This is a genomic window from Actinophytocola sp. (assembly GCF_036378875.1).
In the GTDB taxonomy this organism is placed as follows: Bacteria; Actinomycetota; Actinomycetes; order Mycobacteriales; family Pseudonocardiaceae; genus Actinophytocola.
This window is the reverse complement of the sequence record NZ_DASUVO010000065.1, coordinates 13,384-34,941: the sequence shown is the minus strand read 5'-3', so window position 1 is coordinate 34,941 and position 21,558 is coordinate 13,384. Positions and strand designations below refer to the sequence as shown.

General features: G+C 70.1%; 18 protein-coding genes. 8 read left to right on the top strand and 10 right to left on the bottom strand.

Annotated elements, in window-relative coordinates:
- Nucleotides 1-145: 145 nt before the first annotated feature.
- Nucleotides 146-934, bottom strand: coding sequence for a hypothetical protein (locus VF106_RS19225; protein WP_330841132.1), 789 nt, complete (start codon nt 932-934; stop codon nt 146-148).
- A gap of 171 nt (nt 935-1,105) precedes the next feature.
- Here VF106_RS19225 and VF106_RS19220 point away from each other — a divergent pair, with 171 nt between their 5' ends.
- Entirely contained in the window at nt 1,106-4,339 is a 3,234-nt protein-coding gene (locus VF106_RS19220; RefSeq protein WP_330841131.1) for a S8 family peptidase, read from the top strand.
- Nucleotides 4,340-4,405: 66 nt separating this feature from the next.
- On the opposite strand, the gene VF106_RS19215 is transcribed toward VF106_RS19220, so the two are convergent.
- The gene (locus tag VF106_RS19215; RefSeq protein WP_330841130.1) at nt 4,406-4,780 is read right to left on the bottom strand and encodes a nitroreductase family deazaflavin-dependent oxidoreductase; all 375 of its coding nucleotides are present in this window, start codon (nt 4,778-4,780) and stop codon (nt 4,406-4,408) included.
- A gap of 62 nt (nt 4,781-4,842) precedes the next feature.
- Between VF106_RS19215 and VF106_RS19210 the strand changes: the two genes are divergently transcribed.
- Nucleotides 4,843-5,487 carry a TetR/AcrR family transcriptional regulator C-terminal domain-containing protein gene (locus VF106_RS19210; protein ID WP_330841129.1) on the top strand — a complete coding sequence of 215 codons (645 nt, stop codon included), beginning with the start codon at nt 4,843-4,845 and terminating at the stop codon, nt 5,485-5,487.
- Here VF106_RS19210 and VF106_RS19205 read toward each other — a convergent pair.
- The gene (locus tag VF106_RS19205; protein WP_330841128.1) at nt 5,435-6,319 is read right to left on the bottom strand and encodes an AraC family transcriptional regulator; all 885 of its coding nucleotides are present in this window, start codon (nt 6,317-6,319) and stop codon (nt 5,435-5,437) included. The genes VF106_RS19210 and VF106_RS19205 overlap by 53 nt on opposite strands.
- 72 nt (nt 6,320-6,391) lie before the next feature.
- On the opposite strand from VF106_RS19205, the gene VF106_RS19200 reads away from it, so the two are divergent.
- Nucleotides 6,392-7,150 carry a phytanoyl-CoA dioxygenase family protein gene (locus VF106_RS19200; protein ID WP_330841127.1) on the top strand — a complete coding sequence of 253 codons (759 nt, stop codon included), beginning with the start codon at nt 6,392-6,394 and terminating at the stop codon, nt 7,148-7,150.
- Here the strand turns inward: VF106_RS19200 and VF106_RS19195 are convergent.
- Entirely contained in the window at nt 7,074-7,802 is a 729-nt protein-coding gene (locus VF106_RS19195; RefSeq protein WP_330841126.1) for a sensor histidine kinase, read from the bottom strand. The two genes, VF106_RS19200 and VF106_RS19195, sit on opposite strands and share 77 nt — an antisense overlap.
- Between VF106_RS19195 and VF106_RS19190 the strand changes: the two genes are divergently transcribed.
- Nucleotides 7,782-7,997, top strand: coding sequence for a hypothetical protein (locus tag VF106_RS19190; protein ID WP_330841125.1), 216 nt, complete (start codon nt 7,782-7,784; stop codon nt 7,995-7,997). The genes VF106_RS19195 and VF106_RS19190 overlap by 21 nt on opposite strands.
- Nucleotides 7,998-8,039: 42 nt before the next feature.
- On the opposite strand, the gene VF106_RS19185 is transcribed toward VF106_RS19190, so the two are convergent.
- The gene (locus VF106_RS19185; RefSeq protein ID WP_330841124.1) at nt 8,040-11,276 is read right to left on the bottom strand and encodes a S8 family serine peptidase; all 3,237 of its coding nucleotides are present in this window, start codon (nt 11,274-11,276) and stop codon (nt 8,040-8,042) included.
- A 195-nt stretch (nt 11,277-11,471) separates the two neighbouring features.
- On the opposite strand from VF106_RS19185, the gene VF106_RS19180 reads away from it, so the two are divergent.
- From VF106_RS19180 to VF106_RS19170, 3 genes are all read left to right on the top strand, one after another.
- Nucleotides 11,472-12,605, top strand: coding sequence for a LolA-like protein (locus VF106_RS19180; RefSeq protein ID WP_330841123.1), 1,134 nt, complete (start codon nt 11,472-11,474; stop codon nt 12,603-12,605).
- Nucleotides 12,602-13,510 carry an ABC transporter ATP-binding protein gene (locus VF106_RS19175; protein WP_330841122.1) on the top strand — a complete coding sequence of 303 codons (909 nt, stop codon included), beginning with the start codon at nt 12,602-12,604 and terminating at the stop codon, nt 13,508-13,510. The genes VF106_RS19180 and VF106_RS19175 overlap by 4 nt, the downstream gene beginning before the upstream one ends.
- Nucleotides 13,511-13,598: 88 nt before the next feature.
- Entirely contained in the window at nt 13,599-14,426 is an 828-nt protein-coding gene (locus VF106_RS19170; RefSeq protein ID WP_330841121.1) for an ABC transporter permease, read from the top strand.
- Here VF106_RS19170 and VF106_RS19165 read toward each other — a convergent pair.
- From VF106_RS19165 to VF106_RS19155, 3 genes are read right to left on the bottom strand one after another with little or no spacing between them, the layout of a single operon-like run.
- Complete coding sequence (locus VF106_RS19165) at nt 14,416-15,183, bottom strand: esterase/lipase family protein (protein ID WP_330841120.1); 768 nt, start codon at nt 15,181-15,183, stop codon at nt 14,416-14,418. The genes VF106_RS19170 and VF106_RS19165 overlap by 11 nt on opposite strands.
- Before the next feature lie 35 nt (nt 15,184-15,218).
- Nucleotides 15,219-15,950: an SRPBCC family protein gene (locus VF106_RS19160; RefSeq protein WP_330841119.1), complete on the bottom strand. Its 732-nt coding sequence runs from the start codon at nt 15,948-15,950 to the stop codon at nt 15,219-15,221.
- Between the two features lie 5 nt (nt 15,951-15,955).
- Complete coding sequence (locus VF106_RS19155) at nt 15,956-16,369, bottom strand: VOC family protein (RefSeq protein ID WP_330841118.1); 414 nt, start codon at nt 16,367-16,369, stop codon at nt 15,956-15,958.
- A gap of 1,015 nt (nt 16,370-17,384) precedes the next feature.
- Here VF106_RS19155 and VF106_RS19150 point away from each other — a divergent pair.
- Entirely contained in the window at nt 17,385-18,671 is a 1,287-nt protein-coding gene (locus tag VF106_RS19150) for an ATP-grasp domain-containing protein (RefSeq protein ID WP_330841117.1), read from the top strand.
- Between the two features lie 10 nt (nt 18,672-18,681).
- On the opposite strand, the gene VF106_RS19145 is transcribed toward VF106_RS19150, so the two are convergent.
- Nucleotides 18,682-19,317: a TVP38/TMEM64 family protein gene (locus VF106_RS19145; RefSeq protein WP_330841116.1), complete on the bottom strand. Its 636-nt coding sequence runs from the start codon at nt 19,315-19,317 to the stop codon at nt 18,682-18,684.
- 43 nt (nt 19,318-19,360) lie between these two features.
- The gene (locus tag VF106_RS19140) at nt 19,361-20,959 is read right to left on the bottom strand and encodes an ATP-binding cassette domain-containing protein (RefSeq protein ID WP_330841115.1); all 1,599 of its coding nucleotides are present in this window, start codon (nt 20,957-20,959) and stop codon (nt 19,361-19,363) included.
- Nucleotides 20,960-21,558 lie beyond the last annotated feature (599 nt).

Here is a 21,558-nt window from a genome sequence, read left to right as displayed (position 1 = left end):
CACTCTCATGGCCTGCGGTTTCAATGTTCGGCGCAATGCGCGAAAAACCGGACAAATGTGGTTTTCGGGCATTTCGGAAAGGGCGATTCCGGACGATCCGAGGCGTGTGGGACCGCCGAATGGGAAATGGGAACCAGAATTCGAGTCACCAGGTGTCGACGTCCTGGCACGTGTGCTCGTCGGGTAGCAGGGGCCGGAACGACACCGCGTAGAGCTTGCCGCCGCTGCTCCACCGGGTCTCCTGGCTGGCGTTCGCGGCCAGCCGTGACACGTCGGTGAGCGCGTCACCGGTGACCAACGTGCACATACCCTCGCGGGTCCTGGTTCCGTCGCCGAGAGGCCGCAGCGGCCATGGCACGGCCGCGGTCGGTCCCTCACTGACCCCGCCCGTGGCCAACACCGCCAGCGTCGTCGGCTGGAACACGCGTGCCCCGTCCGGGACGCCTGGCAACCGCTCGACGTATGCCACGACTCGGCCTTCCGGTCCCGAGCGGTGCGCCTCCGGCTCGGTGACCCGGGTGGTCCGCATGTCGTCGTTGGCGCGTAACGACACCAGCAACAGCGTGGCGTCGACGGTGTCGGTGTCCTCGTAGGTGTGGGCTTGGTAGAGGCCCGCGACGACGGCGCTCGTGAGCAGTGACCCGAACTCTTCCGCGGGAAGGTGGAACTCGCGGGCCTGCTGAAGTGCGCCAGCCGAAGGGCCGGGCACGACGACCCGTCCACCGCCGTACAGCGAGAAGGTCGGCAGCCGGCCCTGTTCCCACGGTGCCGGTCCGCTGCGCAACTCCTGCACACGCAGGACGAGCGTGTCCGGCGACTCGGACAGCGCAGGCGCGATCCGCTCTCGTGTCGCGGAGTCGTCAGCGCACGCCGTCGTCGAACCGGCGAGCAGCAACACCGTGCAGACGGCCATGGTCATGGTGTGGACGCGCATACGACGAGGACGGTGCCACACCGCACGTTGGTTCCGCGGGAGGCACAGCGCTGTGGCCGGAACCGGCCAGGATTGGTCCTCGCCTGCCGTGCAACCTGACAACGACCCAGCGCGTTTTGATCATGCCAGCGGCGGCCGGCGAAGTGTCGTCGCGAGGTTTCTGGAGGGTTGATGAGGCACAGAGGGGCTCGGTTGAGCCTGCTCTCGGCTCTGGTCGCGGGCGTGGTCGCGCCGGTGACCGGGTCGGTGGGTGTCGCGGCGGCGGCCGCGACACCCGGCGTGGCGCCGGCGGGGCCGACGGTCACGTTGCTGACCGGGGACAAGGTCACCATCGGGGGCATGCGTGGCGTGACGGTGCGCGCGGCGAAGGGACGTGAGCACGTCAGCTTCTTCACGCGCACGGACGTCGACGGCGACACGCACGTGATCCCGGAGGACGCGCTTGTCCCGCTGTCCAAGGGAAAGCTGGACCCGCGCCTGTTCGACGTCACCGAGTTGGCGCGGATCGGCTACGACGACGCCTCGCGCGAGCGCCTTCCGGTGATCGTGGACTATCCGGGTGGGACCCCGAGGATGGCGGGTGCCCAGGTCAGCCGGGAGCTGCCGGCGATGAGCGCCGCGGCCGTGTCGGTCGACCGAACCCCTGATTTCTGGACCACCGCACAGAACGCCGAGCACATCTGGCTCGACGGGCCGGTCAAGGCGAGCCTCGACCACTCCGTGCCACAGATCGGCGCTCCCGACGCGTGGGCGGCGGGCCACACCGGAGCCGGCACGACCGTCGCCGTGCTGGACACCGGGATCGACGCGACACACCCGGACCTGTCGGACGCGATCGCCGGTGCGCAGAACTTCACCGACAGCGACACCGACGACGACCGGTTCGGACACGGCACACACGTGGCCTCGATCATCACCGGCAGCGGGGCGAAGAGCGGCGGGGAGTACCGCGGCGTCGCGCCGGACGCCAAGCTGCTCAACGGAAAGGTCCTGAACGACTTCGGCTCCGGCGCGGAGTCCTGGGTCATCGCCGGCATGGAGTGGGCCGCCGCGAGTGGCGCCGACGTGGTCAACATGAGCCTCGGTACCCAGTGGTCGAGCGACGGCACCGATCCCATGTCGCAGGCGGTCAACCGGATCACCGCCGAGACCGGCACGCTGTTCGTGATCGCCGCCGGCAACACCGGTGAGGGGGTCGGCAGCCCAGGGGCCGCCGACGCCGCGCTGACCGTCGGCGCCGTCGACCGGGAGGATCGGCTCGCGAGCTTCTCCAGCCGTGGCCGGGAGGATGGCGCGATCAAGCCGGAGGTCACCGCTCCCGGCGTGAACATCGTCGCGGCCAAGGCGGCGAACGGCTTCATGGGCAAACCGGTCGCGGACGGCTACGTGTCGGAGTCCGGCACGTCGATGGCGACGCCACACGTCGCGGGCGCCGCGGCCATTCTCGCCGGTGAGCACCCGGACTGGACCGCCGAAGCACTCAAGTCGACCCTGATGGGCAGCGCCGAGCCGAACGACGAGGTGAGTGTTCTGGCGCAGGGCGCGGGCCGGGTCAACGTCGCCAAGGCGACCACGTCGACCGTGTTCGCGTCAGAAGGAAGCCTCAACCTCGGCATGGCGCAGTGGCCGCACGACGACGACCAGCCGATCGCGAGGACGGTCACCTACCACAACACCGGCACGGCACCGGTCACGCTCGACCTCGCCGCGGACATGACGGACCCGAACGGATCCGCTTCCCCGCAAGGGATGTTCACCGTCGCGCCCGCACGCCTGACCGTGCCGGCCGGCGGTCAGGCGACCGCGACCGTCACCGCCGACACCACTGTCGACGCGACGGACGGTGTCCACGGCGGCGTGGTGACGGCGACCGGTGGCGGCCAGTCGGTGCACACCCCGCTCACGGTGAACCGCGAGGTGGAGAGCTACGACGTGAGCCTGAGGTTCATCGACCTGAACGGCGCGCTGACCGACCTGTACGCCTACTCGTTCACCGACATGGACAGCCCCAGGTACGTCACGGAGTACGACGCGTCCGGCTCGGTCGTCGCGCGGGTGCCCAAGGGCGAGTTCTACCTCCAGGTCTGGGTTCAGACGCAGACCGGTCCGCACAATTACAAGACCACCGAGTTCATCGAGCCGTCGGTCACCATCACCGGTGACACGTCGTTCGTGCTCGACGCGCGTGACGGCAAGCCGGTCAGCTTCACGGTCGACAAGCCGAACGCCCGGATCGGCACCGCGTTGTACCAGTTCGTGCGGAAGGCCGCCTGGGGCGACATCGCGAACGGGGTGATCCTCTGGAACTACGACGACGTGGTCTTCCGGCCGTCCACCACCGCGAAGAAGGACCAGTTCTCCTTCATCGCCGAGGCACGCCTCGCCGAATGGAACGGTCAGTCGTTCGAGGGCAGCCCGTACACCTACAACGTGCGGCACACCGAGAACGGAACCGTGCCGAGGAACCTCCAGTGGACCTTCCACGACCGGGACCTCGCGAAGGTGCGAGGGGAGTACGCCTCGACGACACCCGGCGCGGTCGGGGTGCGCGACGGATTCCTGACCATGCCGTTGCCGACCACGCTGACCGAGTACTACTCGCCGGACGTGCCGTGGGACGGCCAGTTCATGGAGGTCTCCGACCCGAGCGCCTGGCCGCCGGTGTCGTGGGTCGAGCAGGTCGACCCGAAGACCTTCCGGCTCGGCCGTACGCAGACCGTGCGCTGGAACGTCGGCGTCTTCGGGACCGCGTTCCCGAACAGTGAGCGGAACCGGTTCGGCGACTGGAACTTCGCCGGACGGCGCGGCGACGTGGTCAACTTCCCCCTGCCCATGATCACCGACCAGGACCCTGGCCGGATGGGCCTTCCGACGGACGAGGTGGGCACCACCACCCTCCTGCGCGACGGCGAGGTCGTCTTCGAGAGCCAGTCTCCCGGATTCCTTCGTACCACTGTCGAGCCGGAGCGTGCGGAATACACCCTGCGCACGTCCGCCGACCGGTCCCAATGGGCTCGACTGTCCACTCAGATCAGTGCGGAGTGGACGTTCGTCTCGGAGTACGTCCCGGGGGACCAGTGGGTTCGCCTGCCGTTGCTCGCGGTGCGGTTCGCGCCGAACCTCGACAACCACAACGCCGCACCGGCGGGGAAGCGGTTCACCATCCCGGTCTACGTGCAGAGCAACGCGGACACGGTCGGTCGCGTGAGTACACCCGCCGTCGAGGTGTCCTACGACGACGGTACGACCTGGCAGCCGTCGAGGGTCACCCGTGACGGCGGATGCTGGAAGGCGACGGTCGACCACCCGGCTGACGCGCAGTTCGTGTCGCTACGGTCGAGCATCACCGACGCGACCGGACACACGGCACGCCAGACGATCATCCGGGCCTACGCGCTGAAGTAGAACCCTGTGGGAAGCACCGGGTGTCACGACGGCCGTCGTGACACCCGGCGCCACCCGGCCGTCTCGTCACCCCGCGACGAGATCCATCCGGAGGAACTCGGTGATGCGCATCAGCTTCGGTGGGCGCTTCACCTCGTCGGGAAGGGCCTGGAACGCCTCGTCTTCGCCGACGAGACGTGGGGTCGCGAGTGCCACCTCCTTCCCGTCGACGCGAAGCCGCGCGCTGCCCGAGGCCAGGACGTTCCGCACCCAGTCCGAGCCCGATCCGTACACCAGGACGAACACGTAGCCGCCGTCGACGGGATGCGCGTCGAGCGGTGTGTGGAACGTCCTGCCGGAGGCGCGACCGACGTGCGTCAGCACCGGCCACCTCCCGCTCGCGATCGCGCGTGGGTTGAACACCCGTTTGTTGATGTGCCCCCACCATCTCGGCATCGGCATCGAGCTCTCCTTCCCATGGCCTTACGGTCGTAAGGGTGACTTACGAGTGTAAGGTTGTCAACGTGCCACCATCACAACCACTGAGCAGAGACCGGGTGCTGGACGCCGCGATCCGGGTCGCGGACCGCGGCGGCGTGGAGGCGATCACGATGCGGCGGGTCGCGCAGGAACTGGGCGTGGAGGCGATGTCGCTCTACCACCACCTGCCCAACAAGGACGCGATCCTCGACGGTGTGATCGACGCGGTCTTCGCGGCGATCGAACTACCCGGTGCCGGTGGCGACTGGCGCGACGCGATCCGTGCGCGCGCTGTCTCCGCGCGTGCGGTCCTGTCGCGGCACAGCTGGGCACTCGGCCTCATGGACTCCCGCCGCAACCCGGGCCCCGCGACGCTCCGCCACCACAACGCCGTCCTCGGCGTCCTGCGGGAGGCGGGGTTCACGGTCGCGATGGCCGTGCACGCGTTCTCGCTCATCGACAGCTACGTCGGCGGTTTCGTCCTCCAGGAGGCGAACATGCCGGTGACCACACGGGACGATGTCGAACAGGTGGCCGGCAACATCCTGGAGCACCTGCCCGAGGACGAACTGCCATACCTCACCGAGGTGATCGTCGACCATGCCCTGCGGCCGGACTACGACCTCGGCAGCGAGTTCACCTATGGCCTTGACCTGATTCTGGAAGCCCTCGAAGCGCGCCGGGGATAGGCTCCCGGTACATGGCCGCGCGACGGTACTCACGGGGTGACATCCCGACGCGTGTTCGGAATCGCTTGGCGAAGTGGTATTCGTCGGCGAAGCCAAGGCTTGTCGCGATCGCGGCGTGGGTTTCGGTCGTCATCCGCAGCAGCGACTGTGCTGCCTCGATCCGGCGGTCCAGGCGGAACGCCGCGGGTGACGCGCCGGTGGCCGCGCGAAACCTCTTGCGGAACGTTTCGTAGGGCAGCCCGACGTCGGCGGCGACGGCCCGCAGGTCGAGTTCGGCGGTGAGGTCGCCGGCGAGCAGTTCGCGGGCGCGGCGGATGGGCCGCGGTACGGGGTCCGCGTGGTCGTGGCCGTGGAGTTCGACGAGGAGCGTGGCGAGTTCGAGGACGTCGAGCTGGCACTCGAGGAGGCTGCTGCCGCGCCTGCGGTCGGCGAACGCGCGGAGGCGTTCGCACCACGGTTGGAACGGCTGGACGCGGCGAACGGGTTGCCGGGTGTCGAGGACGCCGCTGGTGGCCAGGACGTCGAAGATCGGCCCGTCGAAGACGAGGAAGATCTCGCTCCAGGTGGCACTGGGCGGCGGACCGTACCAGTGTGGTTGTCCTGGTGCGACGACGATCGTGTCGCCGGGCTGGACCGGTCTCGCGCTGGTCGTGTCGTCGACGTAGGAGCCCGTGCCCTGGTGCACGAAGACGAGTGCGTAGGAGTCCATGACGCGCCTCGGCTCGGGCAGCGTCGCCGGGCCGTCGTCGACGAAGCCGGCCGCACGCAGCCGGCCCAGCGGAGTGCCGATCTCGTCCTGGGACGCGATCCGGACCGGCTTGCTCGGCGACATCTGACCATTATGGACCAGTCCTGGCCAGGACGTCCCTTCTGCGGCGTGACCGCCGTGCCTAGCCTCCCGTGCATGACCAACACCCTGTCAGTCGTCTCGGAAGCACAGCGAAAGCAGTACCGCGAGGAGGGTTGGTTCGTACTCGAACGCGTCCTCTCCGACGAGCAACTCGAACTGTTGCGCGGGTTCGCCGAGACCGCGATGAACCGGATCGACGCCGAGATGGACGCCGCGGGCGTCGACGTGCTCGACATCAACCACCGGGGTCGCCGCTACTTCGCCAACGGTCTGGCGAAGACCGAACCCGCGCTACGCTCGTTCCTGTTCGGCGACCTCATGGCCGACATCTGCCGAGCCACCATCGGCGTCAACGCCTACCAGTTCGTCGAGCAGTACGTCATCAAGGGCGCCGACAAGAACAGCGCGTTCTCGTGGCATCAGGACAGCGGCTACGTCCACGAGAACCACGAGCCATACCTGACCTGCTGGATCGCGCTCGACGACGTCACGGAAGAAAACGGCTGCGTCTATCTCCTGCCGTACTCGCGCGCGGGCATTCGGACCTATGTCAAGCATTTCGACGACGCGACCACCAACGACAAGGTCGGCTACATCGGTACCGATCCGGGAGTGCCGATCATCGCGCCCGCGGGAAGCATCGCCTGTTTCTCCAGCGTCGTCTTCCACCGCAGCGGCCCCAACCTCACCGACCGCGTCCGCCGGGTCTACCTCGCGCAGTACTCACCCGAGGTGATCATGAACAGCGACCGGACGGAACCCTGGCAGGGCTTCGAACCCTTCCTGTTGGACGGGGAGGTGGTTCGTCAGTAGCCGAGGGGATTCGGACCTCGACGACGAGGCCGCCACCGTGTCGGGGTCGTGCGGTGGCGGTGCCGCCGCACGCGTGGGCGACGGCACGGACGATGGACAGCCCGAGCCCCGCGCCGCCGGTCTGCCCGGTCCTCACCGCACCCCGGTAGAACGGCTCGAACAGCCGATCCGCCTCGTCGGTGCCGATCTCCGGGCCGGTGTTGCTGATCGTCAGGTTGCCGTCGGCGTCGAGGTTCACGAGTACCTCGCCGTCGGGCACGTTGTACCGCACCGCGTTGCCGACGAGGTTGTGCACCATCTGGGCGAGCAGCACGGGATCGCCGAGGACCGTGCATCGCACGGGTACGTCGGTGCGCAGGCGTGGTCCGCCGGCGGGCAGCTCACCGGTGACCGTGCGGACGACGTCGGCGAGGTTCACGGGGTCCTGCCGGTGTGCGCCGTGCTCCCCGCGGGCCAGGGTGAGCAGACCGTTGATCAACGCGATGCAGCGGTCGTTGTTGCGCAGCAACTCCTCGCGTACTCGGCCGACCCGCTCCTGGTCCGTCGTGTTCAGTCCGATCTGGAGCGTCGTGCGTGCCACGGCGAGCGGAGTGCGTAGTTCGTGCGACGCGTTGGCGATGAGCTGATCTCCGTGCGCGACAGCGGACAGCACGGCCACTACGGCAGCAACCCGTGCGTCACCGAAAAGATCGACAACGACCTGATCAACGGCGTGCTCCCGCCGTCCCGGTCGGAGTGCGCCGGTGACCCGCGGCCCCAGGTCCCGGCCGACGGAACCCGCACCGCGCGGAACACCAAGGAAGCACGCGTCCACGACGCCGTCCAACACCGGTCCATCTGGCGCTGACACACGGGGCCCGCACCGGCTCCGGTGCGGGCCCCGTGTGGCCTACTTCAGCCTGTAGGCGTGGATGATCGTCGCCTTCGCCGTGTTCCCGTCGGCGTCGGAGACCGACCAGCGCACGGACGCGAACCGCGCGTTCCTCGGGTGGTCGACCTGGGCCTGCCACTTGCCGTGCTGGCCGGTGACGCGGGCTCGCTGCCAGGTTGTGCCGTCGTCGTAGGAGATCTCGACGGTCGGCGTGTTGACGGCACCCGGCCGCACGGCCCCGTTTCGTTGCGCGTGGAACGGGAAGCTGAACCTCTTCCCGGCCGGCGCCGCGTTGTGGTCGTCCAGGTTCGGCGCGAGACGCAACGTCAGTGCCGGGATCGGCGTCGGCAGCTCGGCCTCGCTGTGTACCGAGCGGAACGTCCACTCCGCGTCGATACGGGTGGACAGCGAGCCGGGCGGCCTCTCCGCGGTGGTGCGTACCGTGTAGACGGCCTCCTCGGGTGGCATCGTGCCCCCGATCCAGCCCGGTGCCCCGTAGTCGACGAGCACCTCACCGTCGCGGAGAAGCTGTGTGCTGCCGATCACCTCGCCGGCGCTGCCCTGCGTGTCGAGGTGCTGGTCGGAGAACAGGGGCGGGGCGAACAGGAACTCGTCGCCGAGCCGGGCGGCATGGCTGACCGGGTCCTCCGGGTGGTACGGGAAACCCGGCCCGAACACCCCGATGTTCCACCGCTCCCGCACCGTGCGGCCGAGTTGGTACGACCTTGGGCCGTACGCGTTGTTGAGCACGCCGCTCGGCGGGAACTCGTGGGCGTCGGCCGCGTCGTTGAAGTTCGGGTACCACTCGGTGCCCGGCGAGTAGTACTCGGTCAGCGTGAACGGCAGGGGCATCGTCAGAAAGTGGTCCCGGACACCGATCTTGCCCTCCGCCGCGACCGCGTGCGACGAGACGACCTTGGCGAGCTGCCGGTCGGTGACCCGCCGGACCAGCTCCGCCGGCACGCGACTGTCGTCGACGAGTCGCAGGTTGTACAGGTACGGGCTCGCGTGGAACCCGCGTCCCTCGCCCGTGTTGTCCGGTCTGGCGAGTTGGGTCTCCATCGTGAACTCGAACGTGCCCGGCGCCTGGGTTTGCGAGGGGCGGGACCGGACGGCGTCGAGGGTCGGATATTCGTTGTAGGACCCGACCTCTCCCCACGCGGTGGTGATCGTGTACCCGACCGCCGCCGACGCGGGCCTGGCCTCCGCTCGGTCGACGGTGAAGCCGAGCGCCGCGCCGTCGCGTGCGTCGAACGTGTACTCGGCCGGGGCGTCCACGACGATCGCCGGCTCGCTGAAGTCGGTCGCCGGACCACCGGACCCGTCCAGCACCACGCCCTGGAAGTAGTACGTGCCTTTCGACAGCCGCATGACGACCGTCCCGGACTCGTCGTAGCCCTGGTAGCTCTCGGGCCTGGCGTGGTCGACGAGCCAGAACCCGTACAGCGGCGTCGGGTTGCCGTCGCGGTCGCGGAAGGTGAGCTTCACGTCGTAGCTCTCGATCTCGCGGTGCACCGACACGGGAGTGCGCAGCGTGCGGTCACCGCCGGTGGCGACCACAGTGCCGGAGTACAGGCCGTCGGCCGTGTCGACCCGGGTGTCGGTGGTCAGTGTGACCGCCGCCGTCCCGCCAGCCGGCACCGTGACCTGAGCGGGGGACACGGTGAACATGCCTGCCGGGGCGGGTTTTCCGTCCGGGCCGGTCATCGCGGCGGCCACGTCGAGCGTCACCGGCGTGGTGCCGGGGTTGGTGTAGGTGATGGTCTTCGCGATCGGCTGGTCGTCGTCGTGCGGCCACTGGACGGTGCCCAGGCTCAGGCTTCCCGGTGACGCGGACACCGCCGTCCCGACCGAGGCGGCCGCCACGTCGACCCGGCCGGCGCCCTGCTCGAACACCGACAGGTCTGGGTTCGCCTTCGCGGTCGACATGAGTGTCGACTTGAGACGGTCGGCGGCCCAGTCCGGGTGCTGTCCGGCGAGGATCGCGGCCGCGCCGGCCACGTGCGGCGCCGCCATCGAGGTGCCCGACAGCGACACGTAACCGTCGCCGGCCGGCGTGCCGATCATCCCGTTCGCCGCCCTGGCGGCGACGATGCCCACGCCCGGCGCGGTGATCTCCGGCTTGATCGCGCCGTCACCCACCCGAGGACCGCGGCTGGAACGCTCGGCCAGCCGGTCCTGCTTGTCGACCGCGCCGACGGTGAGCGCGGCGTCGGCGGCCGCGGGACTGCCGATGGTCCCGGCGCCGGGACCGGAGTTCCCGGCGGACGCCACGAACAGCGCACCGGTCTCGGCGGTCAGCCGGTTGACCGCCTGTGACATGGGATCCGTGCCGTCGCTGGGAAGGTCACTGCCGAGGCTCATGTTGATCACGTCGGCGCCGCTGGCCGCGGCCCACTCCATACCGGCGATGATCCACGACTCGAGGCCGCCGAACTCGTCGAGCACCTTGCCGTTCAACAACTTCGCGTCCGGCGCGACACCCCGGTGGCGGTCGCCGTCGCCGGTGATGATCGACGCCACGTGCGTGCCGTGACCGACCCGGTCGTCCGTGCCGCTCTCGCCCCCAGTGAAGTCGCGGGACTCGGTGACGGCATCGTCCAGGTCCGGGTGGGTGGTGTCGATGCCGGTGTCCAGGACGGCGACCGTGGCGCCCGCGCCGGTGTGCCCGGCCGCCCACGCCTCCGGCGCGCCGATCTGCGGCACGCTCTGGTCCAGGCTCGGCTTCACCGGACCGTCAAGCCAGATCCTGCTCGCCGAGGTACGCGCGGCCGCCCAGAACGACGGGCCTTTCTCGGCCAGCATCGCGACCGCGCCGACCGAGCGCAGCTCGCGCACCGCCCGCGCCCCGGCCGCCTTCGGGGTGGCGCCGGGGTAGTCGACGATCAGCGGCACGTCCTTGCGGTCGGCGTCGCCGTAGCCGATCCTGGCCAGCTCGGTGACGTCGAACAGGCGCGGGTCCAGCCGGCCGCTCGACACCAGCGCCACGGCGTCGTCCGGGACGACGTGGATGTCGCCGTCGACGTCGGTCCGTATCCGGAAGCCGACGTGCTCGCGACCGCGTGCCGCGACGACGTCCGCTCCGCGAGGTCCGCCCAGTGTGACCACGTCGCCGGTCACGAGCGTGACCGTGGTGGCCGTCCCCAGTGTGGGGGCCGGCTGTCTCACCGGCCCGGCCGCGGCGGAACCGCCGGTGAGCACTGCCGTGCTCGCGGTCGCCGCGACCAGCAGGCCCGCGACTCTCGTGCGGATCATGCACTCTCCCTGAGTCACGCGGCAGCACCTCAGCGGCTGCCGCTTGATCCACTCCTAACTGCCTTGAGAGCCATGAAAGGTTTAGCGGCGACCGGAAAATCACCGCAAGTGGTCGCGCGGTGGGACGTCACGTCGGTCGGAGGCGTACAAAGGGCAGGGAGTGGCCTCCGGCAGGAGGCTGTCCCGGGGTGGGTGGTGTCCTTGTCGGTGGTGCGGACCAGGACGGCGCGGGCGTGGACCTTGGTGGCCGCCACCGCGCTGGTCGCCGTGCTCGTGCCGAAGGTGGAGACCTGGCTGCCCGCGTCGGCGGCGACGGTGGAGCCCGACGCGTTGCGGCAGCGTGTCCTCGGCTCCACGAACCAGCCCTACCAGGGGTACGCCGAGATGGACGGCGGGCTGGCGCTGCCGGAACTGCCCAACCTGCGCGACCTGACCGCCCTGCTCACCGGCACCACCCGCGTGCGCACCTGGTATGCCGCCCCGTCGCGGTGGCGGTTCGACGTCGTGTCGCCGGTCGCGGAGCGGGACGTGTACGGCACGCCCGACGGTGAGTACACCTGGGACTACGGCGCCAACCAGCTGACCAGGCTGGTCGGCACGGCGCCCGTACGCGTTCCCCGCGCGGGCGACCTCGTCCCACCCGAACTGGCCCGGCGTGTCCTGTCCGCCGCCGAGGGTGACCCGGTCACCGCGCTGCCCGCGCGGCGGATCGCCGGCCACGACGCGGCCGGTCTGCGACTGGTCCCGCGCGACCCGGACACCACGATCGGGCACGTCGACCTGTGGGCCGATCCGGACACCGGTGTGCCGCTCGCGGTGGAGGTGACCGCGCGGGGCGCGAGCCGTCCCGTGCTGGCCAGCCGGTTCCTCGAGTTCGACGCGACGCGGCCGGCGGCGAGCGTGCTCACCCCGCGACGGCCGCCGGGCAGCGGATACACCATCGTCGCCGCTCCCGGTATCGCCGACGCTCTCGGCGCGCTGGGGCAGGCCCGCCCGCCGAGACGACTGGCCGGGCGGGACCTGCGGGAGGCCGCCGCGGCCGGTGTGCGCGGGGTCGGCCTGTACGGGACTGGCCTGTCCGCGTTCGTCGCGGTGCCGGTGCCCGGCGACATCGGCCGCCAGGCCGCGGACGTCATCGAGAAGGCGGCTGGGACGACCGAGGAGCTATCGGATCGTGCGGTGACCTCCCTGTCGATCGCGCCGCTGTCGGTCGTGGTCGTCCGGTCCGCGGTGTCCCGGCGCGCCTACGTGCTCGCCGGCCTCACCGACACCGACGTCCTGCTCGCCGCCGCGCGCGAGGTGCCCATCCGCCGGTGGGACGGCCGATGATCGTCACCAGAGGACTGACCAAGCGGTACGGCCGGGTCGTCGCCGTCGACGGGGTCGACCTCGACGTCCGCGAGGGTGACCGGTACGGGTTCCTCGGCCCCAACGGGTCGGGTAAGACCACGCTGGTCCGCCTGCTGCTCGGCCTGGTGTACGCGACCAGCGGCGAGATCGAGGTGCTCGACATGCGGATGCCGGCCCGGTCCCGTGCGGTCCTCCAACAGATCGGCGCGTTGGTCGAGGGGCCCTCGGCGTACCCGCACCTGTCCGGACGGCAGAACCTGGCGCTGCTCGACGCGGCCGGCCCTGGTGGGCGCAGGCGTTCCCGCAAGGGGCGGATCGAGGACGCGCTCGAGCAGGTTGGGCTGGCGGGTGTGGACCGCAGGCCGGTCCGGGCGTACTCGCTGGGGATGCGGCAGCGGCTGGGGCTCGCCGCCGCGCTGCTGCGCGAGCCGAGGCTGCTGATCCTCGACGAGCCGACCAACGGGCTCGACCCGCGTGGCATCAGGGAGATCCGCGACCTGCTGACCAGGCTGAACGAGGCCGGCACGACGGTGTTCCTGTCCAGTCACCTGCTCTCCGAGGTGGAGCAGCTGTGTACGCGGGTCGGGATCGTGGACCGCGGCCGGCTCGTGGTGCAGGAGTCCCTTTCCACCCTTCAGGCACCCACCGGGCACGTGCTCGTGGACACCCCGGACGCGGCGCGGGTCGCGACGATCCTCGACGGTCAGGTCATCTCCCGCGACGGCGAGCGTCTCGTGATCCGCCACCCCGATCCGGCGGCGCTGAACGCGACGCTGGTGGGGGAGGGGATCCGCGTGTCGGCGATCGGCGAGCAGCGGCGGACGCTCGAGGACGTCGTGCTCGAGGTGACCGGCCACGGCAACGACCGGGTGGCCCGGCCATGACCGCCGTCGACGTGAAGGAACCGGTGTCGCGAGCCCGGACACGTGCGCCGCGCCCCTCAGACGCGGTTGTCGGCTGCGGGGTGGCGCGATGATCACTGTCGAGCTGCGTAAGTTGGTGTTCCGGCCTCGGGTGTGGCTGTCGATCGTCCTGTTGTGTGCCGTGCCGGCGCTCGTCGCGGTGCTGCTGTCGGTGTCCGACATCGCCCCGCCGCCGGGTCAGGGCGGCGCGTTCCTGTCCGCCGTGATGAGCAACGGCTCGCTGTTCCCGGCCGCGGCGCTCGCCATGGTGCTGCCGGTGTTCCTGCCGTTGGCCGTCGCGGTCTACGCCGGCGACGCGATCGCGGGCGAGGCCGGCACGGGGACCCTGCGGTACCTGCTCGCCCGGCCAGTCGGCCGGTCCCGTCTGCTGTCGGCCAAGCTCGTCGCGCTCGCGATCTACATCGTGCTGGCCGTGCTCATCGTCGTGGTGACCTCGCTCGCCGTCGGCGTCGCGCTGTTCGGCACCGGAGCCGAGGCCGTCGGACAGGCCGGTGCCGTCACGTCACTGTCCGGCGCCACCCTCGGTCCGGCCGAGCTGACCGTCCGGCTCCTCGCGGCGATCGGCTACATCGTCGTGTCGATGCTCGGTTTCGGCACGATCGCCCTGTTCTTCTCCACGTTGTCCGACTCGGCACTCGGCGCCGCGCTGGCGTCGCTCGCGGTGCTCATCGCGAGCTCGATCCTGGAGACCCTCGACGCGGCCGACCCGATCAAGCCCTACCTGCCGACGAACTACTGGCTGTCCTGGATCGACTTCTTCCGCGACCCGATCCTGTGGCACAACGTCGATCGCGGACTGCTCCTCCAGGCCGGCTACATCGTCGTGTTCTTCGGCGCCGCGTGGGCGAACTTCGGCACGAAGGACATCACGAGCTAGCCCGCAGCCGCGTACAGTCCGCCGCGGAGGGTGCGCTCATAGTGGCGTCGCCGAGGGCTCGCAGCACGATCCCCGTCACCAGCGGGTCCGTCGGCAGCTGTGCGTGCGTCACGACCGCGTCGGGACAGACCTGTTGCAGGGACACGTTCACCGCACCGGGCAGGCGGGCGGAGTCCGGCGGCACGACCGTCTGGTCGTTCTCGGTCCACACCGACAGCCACGGCACCGCGACCGGTCGGCTGATCTCGGCGAGCAGCGCGCTCCCCGGGCTGAGCTGCTGGCAGGCGACCGGACACGCCCCTGGCGCGAGGACCCCGCCGGCGGCGGCGATCTCGGTGCCGTGCAGCGGCGAGCCGAGTGTGACGACCCGGCGCGCGAGCCGGGCGCCGGTGCCGTCCACCCACAGGCGCGCCACGACACCGCCCGCCGAGTAGCCGATCACGTCCACTGGCGCGCCGCCCGCCGCCTCGTCGAGTAGACGGGCCTGAGCATTGAGGTCCCCGGTGCCGTCACCGGGCAGCGTCAGCACGCGCGCGTCCCGACCGGCACGACGCAGCCGGTCGGCCAACGTGGACAGTGCGGCCCGGGACCCGCCGTAGCCGGGTACCAGCAGGACCGGGACGGGACCGTCCCGCTCGGGGTGGTCGTCGCCTGCCACGCGCACACCGACGAGCACCGCCCCGGCGCCGACCATGACCGCGACCGCCGTCACCAACCAGCGTCGTCGCGCGCTCAGCCCCTGCCACCAGTGCCGCACACCGCCATGGTCCCGCACAAGTGCTCGCGCTGCCTTCAGGACATCTGGGCCTCCAGCCAGGACTGCCAGGCGGCGGTGCGGGACTCGCGGTCCACCGTCACGCCGTAGAAGTACTGGGTGGTGGTCACCATGCCGTGGCGATCGTCGGCCATGAAACGGTAGAGACCGTGCTCGGTGCGGATGCCGAGCAGTAAGTGGTCGCGTAGGTCGACCACGCCCTCGATGGGTTCGAGGCCCTCCGGGGAGAGGTGCACTCGCTCGCCGAGCGCAGGATCCGCGCCGAGTCGGGCGACCAACCGTGCCCAGACCGTCTCGCCAGGTAGCTCGGTGAACCCCGTGGCGACCACGTTGGCCACCGGCAGTCCAGGGAAGTGCCGGAAGTACGCGGCCAGGTTGTGGAAGAACATGTCCCAGCCCTTGCCGAAACCGTCGTACTCGGCCTCCCAGTCGTCGCCGAAGAATCCGCTTTGGACCAGGCGGAGAACGGTGGTGCCGCCCTCCTCGCCCTCGACCAGGAACTCCAGCGTCATCGGGGTCGTGCCGTCCGGGCCGGGTGCTCCGTACACGACCCGCTTGCCTGGCTCCCACTCCAGCACCTGGCCGGCCGCGGTGTTGCCGCCGCCGAAGTCCGCCTCGATCTCGTCGCCCGAGTGCTCGTGCGGCACGAACCAGATCGACATGCCCTCCGGTGTGGAGATCGCCTGCCAGACCTGTTCCGGGGTGGCGGCCAGCTCGATCTCCTTCGACAGGCGCCGGCGCTCGTCCACCGCGATCAGTCCTGCTGGGTGAGCAGGATGAGGTTGCCGCAGGTGTCGTCGAACACCGCCTGCGCGCCGAAACTGGTCTTCGTCGGCTCCTGGGTGAACCTGGCGCCGAGCTCGGTCATCCGCTCGTAGTCCTTCTGCAGGTCCGTGCTGCCGAGCATGGTGAACGGCATGCCCGCGTCGTAGAGCGTCTTCTTGTACACCCGTGCGGCCGGCTTGCCGTCGATCTGGATCCCCGGGTTGCCGTCCGGCTCGAGCAGCAGCTCGACACCGTCCGGCGCGTCGGGTGAGACCACGGTCAGCCATTTGGCGTCACCGACCGGGATGTCGGTCTTCTTCACGAAACCCAGCACGTCGGTGTAGAACGCCAGGGCCTTGTCCTGGTCGTCGACCAGGATGCTGGTCACCGGAACGAACATCATCAACCCCTCTCATCGATGGCCCCACCCTCACACCGACAACATTTTTTGTCAAGGCGGCTGGAGGTGGAGCTGGTACGTGACGAGGGGTGACGGAGCGGGTGGTGACCGTCGTGTCGTCCTGCTCGGCGAGCATCTCCCGCAGCCGGACGAGAGTGGCCTTCGACAGCCCGGAATGGCATGGCCACCGACTGACCGTTGCCGCGTAGATGGGTTTCATATATCGATCGCCCGCCGCGAGGCGAAAAGCTCCCTCGGTGGGCGATTGTTTATCGCGCATATGTCACGAGTTGGCGCGTTTGCCGAACCGCGCCTGTTTACCGCATGTGGTTGATCTGATACGGATTGATGACGCCGGGCGATATACCCGGGAATTGCACCGTAGCCCGCGCCCCGGGTTGGGCATCGGCACGTGGCTGACCAGCTTGATCATCGAGTAGATATCTGAAAGTGGGGATTCCCAGCTCGTTTCACCGCCCTCGGTGTCAGGTCCGGTACGGATAGTTCTCAAAGCGGGCATGGTGTAACGAACCGGACATGGCGACGACGGACCGAGTGCACGAGAAAGGAGGGCGCCTATGCGACTGTCTCGCTCTCACGACGCCCTGAAGATCACCGAGGTCGGCCAGTGACCCTCCTGGCGTAAGCCAATCCCTCCAACAGGTTCAGAACCTGTCCCGGATAAGGCCGATTCTCGACGACCCCCACCGCTGGTCGTGAGGGAACCCCAGGGTGACGGAGGTTGCGCAGCCTCCGTCACCCTTTAAACCTTGTTGATCGTGGCGTTGGGCGGAGGGGTATGCGCCAGTGGCGGTGAGGGTGTCGTGTACCGCCCGTCGCGAAGGGCCGTCCACCGAAGGGACGTCGCTGATGGGAACTCTCCGTAGCCGCGTGGTCGTGACGGGCGACGGGCGCCGGTGCGACACGGTCACCGAGTTGATCGCCCTTCTGGCATCATCGCACGCATGGGGGCACGCGCCGTGCAACTGCTTACCTGTCAACGAACCGAGGGGGACTGATGGGCTTGCCGCGGCTGCTGGTCGTCGATGGGATGGGCGGGACCTCACCGCGTGACTACCTGCGGTCGCTCACTCCGCTGGCCGAACTGAAAGTGGTCCACGTACCGCCGCCGTTTCCCGATCTGGCGGCTCAGAAGGCACGCGAACTGGCCACCCGGGCGGACACCGTCGAGGTGGTGACCGTCGAGCGGCCAGACCAGGTCGTGGAGGCGATCACCACGACAGCCCGGTCGTGGTCACCGGACGGGGTTTTCGCACAGAACGAGCACCTGCTGTCCGACGTGGCGGTCGCGGCGGAACAGCTCGGCCTGCCGTACCACTCGGCGCACGCGGCGTCATTGTTGCGGCGCAAGGACTTGCAGCGCGCCGCCCTGCTCGCGGCCGGCGTTCCCGGGCCGAGGGTGGCGGTACTGGAGCCGGGTGTGGATCCGGCGGTCGCCCTGGCCGAGGTCGGGTTGCCCGCCGTGCTCAAGCCCACCGTGGGTGTCGGCAGCATCTCCACGATGCTCGTCGACTCGGCCTCGGCGCTGACGGCCGCCGTGCGGGAGGCGGCCAGGAACTACCGCGACGATCCCCGGATGTACGGCAGGGAACCCGTGCTGATGCTGGAAAGTCTGCTCGCCGGCCAGCGGTGGCACCGGGACGAGCGTTACGGCGACCACGCGAGCGTGGAGTCGCTGGTCTTCGACGGCGAGATCACGCATCTCGCGGTGAGCGACAAGCTGCCGCTCGCCGCGCCGTTCCGCGAGACCGGGCACGTGCTGCCCTCCATTTTGGACACCGAGCGGCAGGACGTCCTGCGTGCCGCCGCGACCGAGGCCATCCGCGCGCTTGACCTGCGACACGGCGCGACACACATCGAGTTCAAGCTCACCGAGGACGGTCCTCGGGTGATCGAGGTCAACGGCCGGCTCGGCGGCTCCGTAGCGCGCCAGCTGGAGCTGACGGCGGGCTATGACGTGCTCGCCGACCTCGGCCGAATGGCGCTGGGCACGCGGCCCCAGACTCCCACGCGCTTCAAGTGCTTCTCGCTGTGGTTCACCCCGGCCTCGCCGCAGCGCGACGTGGTGGTGCGTGCGGTCCACGGTGAGCAGCAGGCCCGCACGCTCGCGGGCGTGCGGGACCTCGCCATCCGCTATCGCGCGGGTGCCAGGCCGGACTGGCGGATGGGCGGGTTCAGCAGCCTGTGGCGGGCGATGATCATCAGTCCGACGGCCGAGGACCTGTTCACCGTCGCCCAGAGGCTGGAGAACACGCTCACGGTGGAACTGGACGACGCCGGTTGACCAGCCGTGGTCACGCCTTGCGTGCCTGTGTCCGGATCGCGAACCAGAGGCCGGTCGCCCCGGCGACGGCGAACACGGCGAGCGCCGCCAGCAGGGCCGGGGGAGTGCCGCCGGTCAGCGTGTCGCCCAACACCACGACCGCGGTCGTGCCCGGCACGCTGCCGGCGATGGTGCCCGCCAGGAAATGGCGGGTCCGCACCGAGGACAGACCGCAGGCGTAGTTGGTCGGCAGGAACGGCACGGCGGGGATCATCCGGAGTGACGCGACCGCGAGCCACCCGCCCCGGGTGAGCCGTACGTCCACCGCCTGGAGAGCCGCCCGGTCCAGGTGCCGGGCCACCACCCGCCTGCCCAACGACCGGGCCAGCACGAAGCTCAGCAGCCCGCTGACGGCGGTCGCGACCAGCGCGACGGCCACCCCGACCACCGGGCCGAGCAGCAGCCCCGACGCGAGGGAGAACACCGTTCGCGGGATGGGCACGAGCGTGGCCACCACGTAGGCGAGGAACATCAGCGCCGGTGCCGCCGCCCCGGCCCCGGACGCCCACGTCCGCAATTGCGCGGGCTCGGGCACCGGCAGCACGAACGCCAGGGCGACCAGTGCCGCGACCAGGCCGGCGGCCAACAACACACCTACTCGCGGCACGCGGCAAGTGTAGCCAGCCGCCGGCCTCGGACAGCCGGCCTGGTCACAGGGCCAGTCGCGGCCAGGAAGCCGTGTCGCGCAGGAGTTGCCGGTCGTGGGTCGCGAGTACGACCGCGGCCGGGGTGGCGTGGAGCGCGGCGGTCAGCTCGTCGACCAGCGTGGCGGACAGGTGGTTGGTCGGCTCGTCCAGCAGCAGCACGTGGGGTCGGCCGGCCAGCACCAGGGCCAGGTCCAGCCGGCGCTGCGCACCGATCGACAGGTCGGCGACCGGCCGGTGCGTGTCGTGCCGGTCGAGCAGGCCCAGTTCACCCAGTCCGGGTGCCGGCAGCCCCGTTCGGGCGATCCGCTCGGCGTACAGCTCGAACGCCGAGCGCGACTCCGGCGGCCCGGACTCCTGACCGAGCCGCCCGACCCGGACCGGCCGGGCACGGGCGGCTGTGCCGGTGCTTGGTGCCAGCTCGCCGGCCAGCACCGCCAGCAGCGTCGACTTGCCCGCACCGTTGGGTCCGCTGACGACGAGCCGGTCGCCGGAGTCGAGCGCCAGGTCGACCGGACGCTCGAGCCGTCCCGCCACGGTCACGGCGTCGGCCCGCAACAGGGTCGCGCCGCGGTGGACGGGCAGGTCGGGCATGGCGAACCGAGCAGGTGGCGACGGGACGGCAACGGTGTGCGCCGCCAGGTCCTCCTGCCGGCGGTGCACCGCGCGGACCAGGCCAGGTGCGCGGGTGGCGCGGGTGTGCTTGCCGTGGCCCTTGTCCGGACGCCAGTTGTCACGCAGCCGGTTCTGGGCCGAGGACAGGTCGTCGGCGAGCCGCTGCCGTTCGGCGACCTGGTCGGCGTGCAGTGCCTCCCACCGGGCACGCTCGGCGTGGCGGCCGTCGAGGTACCCGGCATAGCCGCCGCCGTAGGTCCGTGGGCGGCCGTCGCTGGACGGATCGAGGTCCACCACCGTGGTGGCCACGTCCGCGAGCAGCGCCCGGTCGTGGCTGACCAGAACGATCACCCCGGGATGGGCCCGCAGCCGCTCGGTGAGGTGGTCGAGGCCGCCCGCGTCGAGGTGGTTGGTCGGCTCGTCGAGCAGCAGGACCTGGTGCCCGGCCCCCAGCAGGCAGGCGAGCCGCACCCGGTGGCGCTGCCCGACCGACAGGGTGCCGAGCGGGCGGGTGCGGTCGTCGACCGCGTTCAGCGCGGCCAGCGAGACCTCGACCCGCCGGTCGGCGTCCCAGGCGTCGAGCGCCTCGGCCTCCGTGAGCGCGGCGGCATAGGCGCCGTCCGCGCCGGGACGACCCTCGGCGAGCGCCTCGGTGGCGCGGTCGAGGCGGGCCAGCACCCCACGCACGGTGGCCAGCTCGAGGTCGATCAGGTCACCGACGGTGTCGGTGCCGCCGAGTGGGAGCTGCTGGTCGACCATGCCGACCGAGCCGGCGCGGTGCACCTGGCCGCAGTCAGCGGACCGGTCCCCGGCGAGCACCCGGAGCAGGGTGGTCTTGCCGCGCCCGTTCTCCCCGACGACGGCGACCCGGTCCCCGGCGGCGGCGACGAGGGCGACACCGGCCAGTACCGGCCGCCCACCGAACGAGACGTACACGTCGGACGCACGGACGTGCGCCGCGCGCGCGGGAGCGAGCGAACGAGATGACATGAGGAAGTGCCTCCAACAAGGGTGATCAGCGGAAAGGACGAAGCCGGCACCGCGGGTCCCGCGGCACCGGTGGAGGCGTCGTCCCTCAGAGGAAGAGCTGCTGCTGTATCACGCACGCCAGGGTAGATCAGCTCGCCGGTTCGGTCATCCGGGATTTCGGTCACGTCCGACGGTGTCGGGAGCGACGGCTGTGCGTCCATATCGGACAGTGCGAAGTGGACGTACGCGCGCCTCGCCGGGGCGACCACTCGCGGTGCCGCCGTGGCGCGGGCGGAACCAGTGTGGTGTCCAGTACGACCTGACGTCGTGCGACCCGGTTGCCCGTGCGGCACCGCATTCTGACAGCGCGTGTGTGTGCTACTACGGAATGAGATTGAATTCCGGAATGTGGAACACGTGACATGATTGACAGCCACCAGTGGCGCGGCTAGTCTGCAACTTGCTGTGGAATTGTTGAACTTCGAAAACTTGGCATTCACGGTGATTTACTGGGGTGTGTTGCCAGCATTATGGCGACACTGTTGCACAAGACGACTGGCCTTCATGTGGTCCGCGCGCTGACCAGGTGCGCGGGCGAATCGTGACGGCCGAACGGGAGA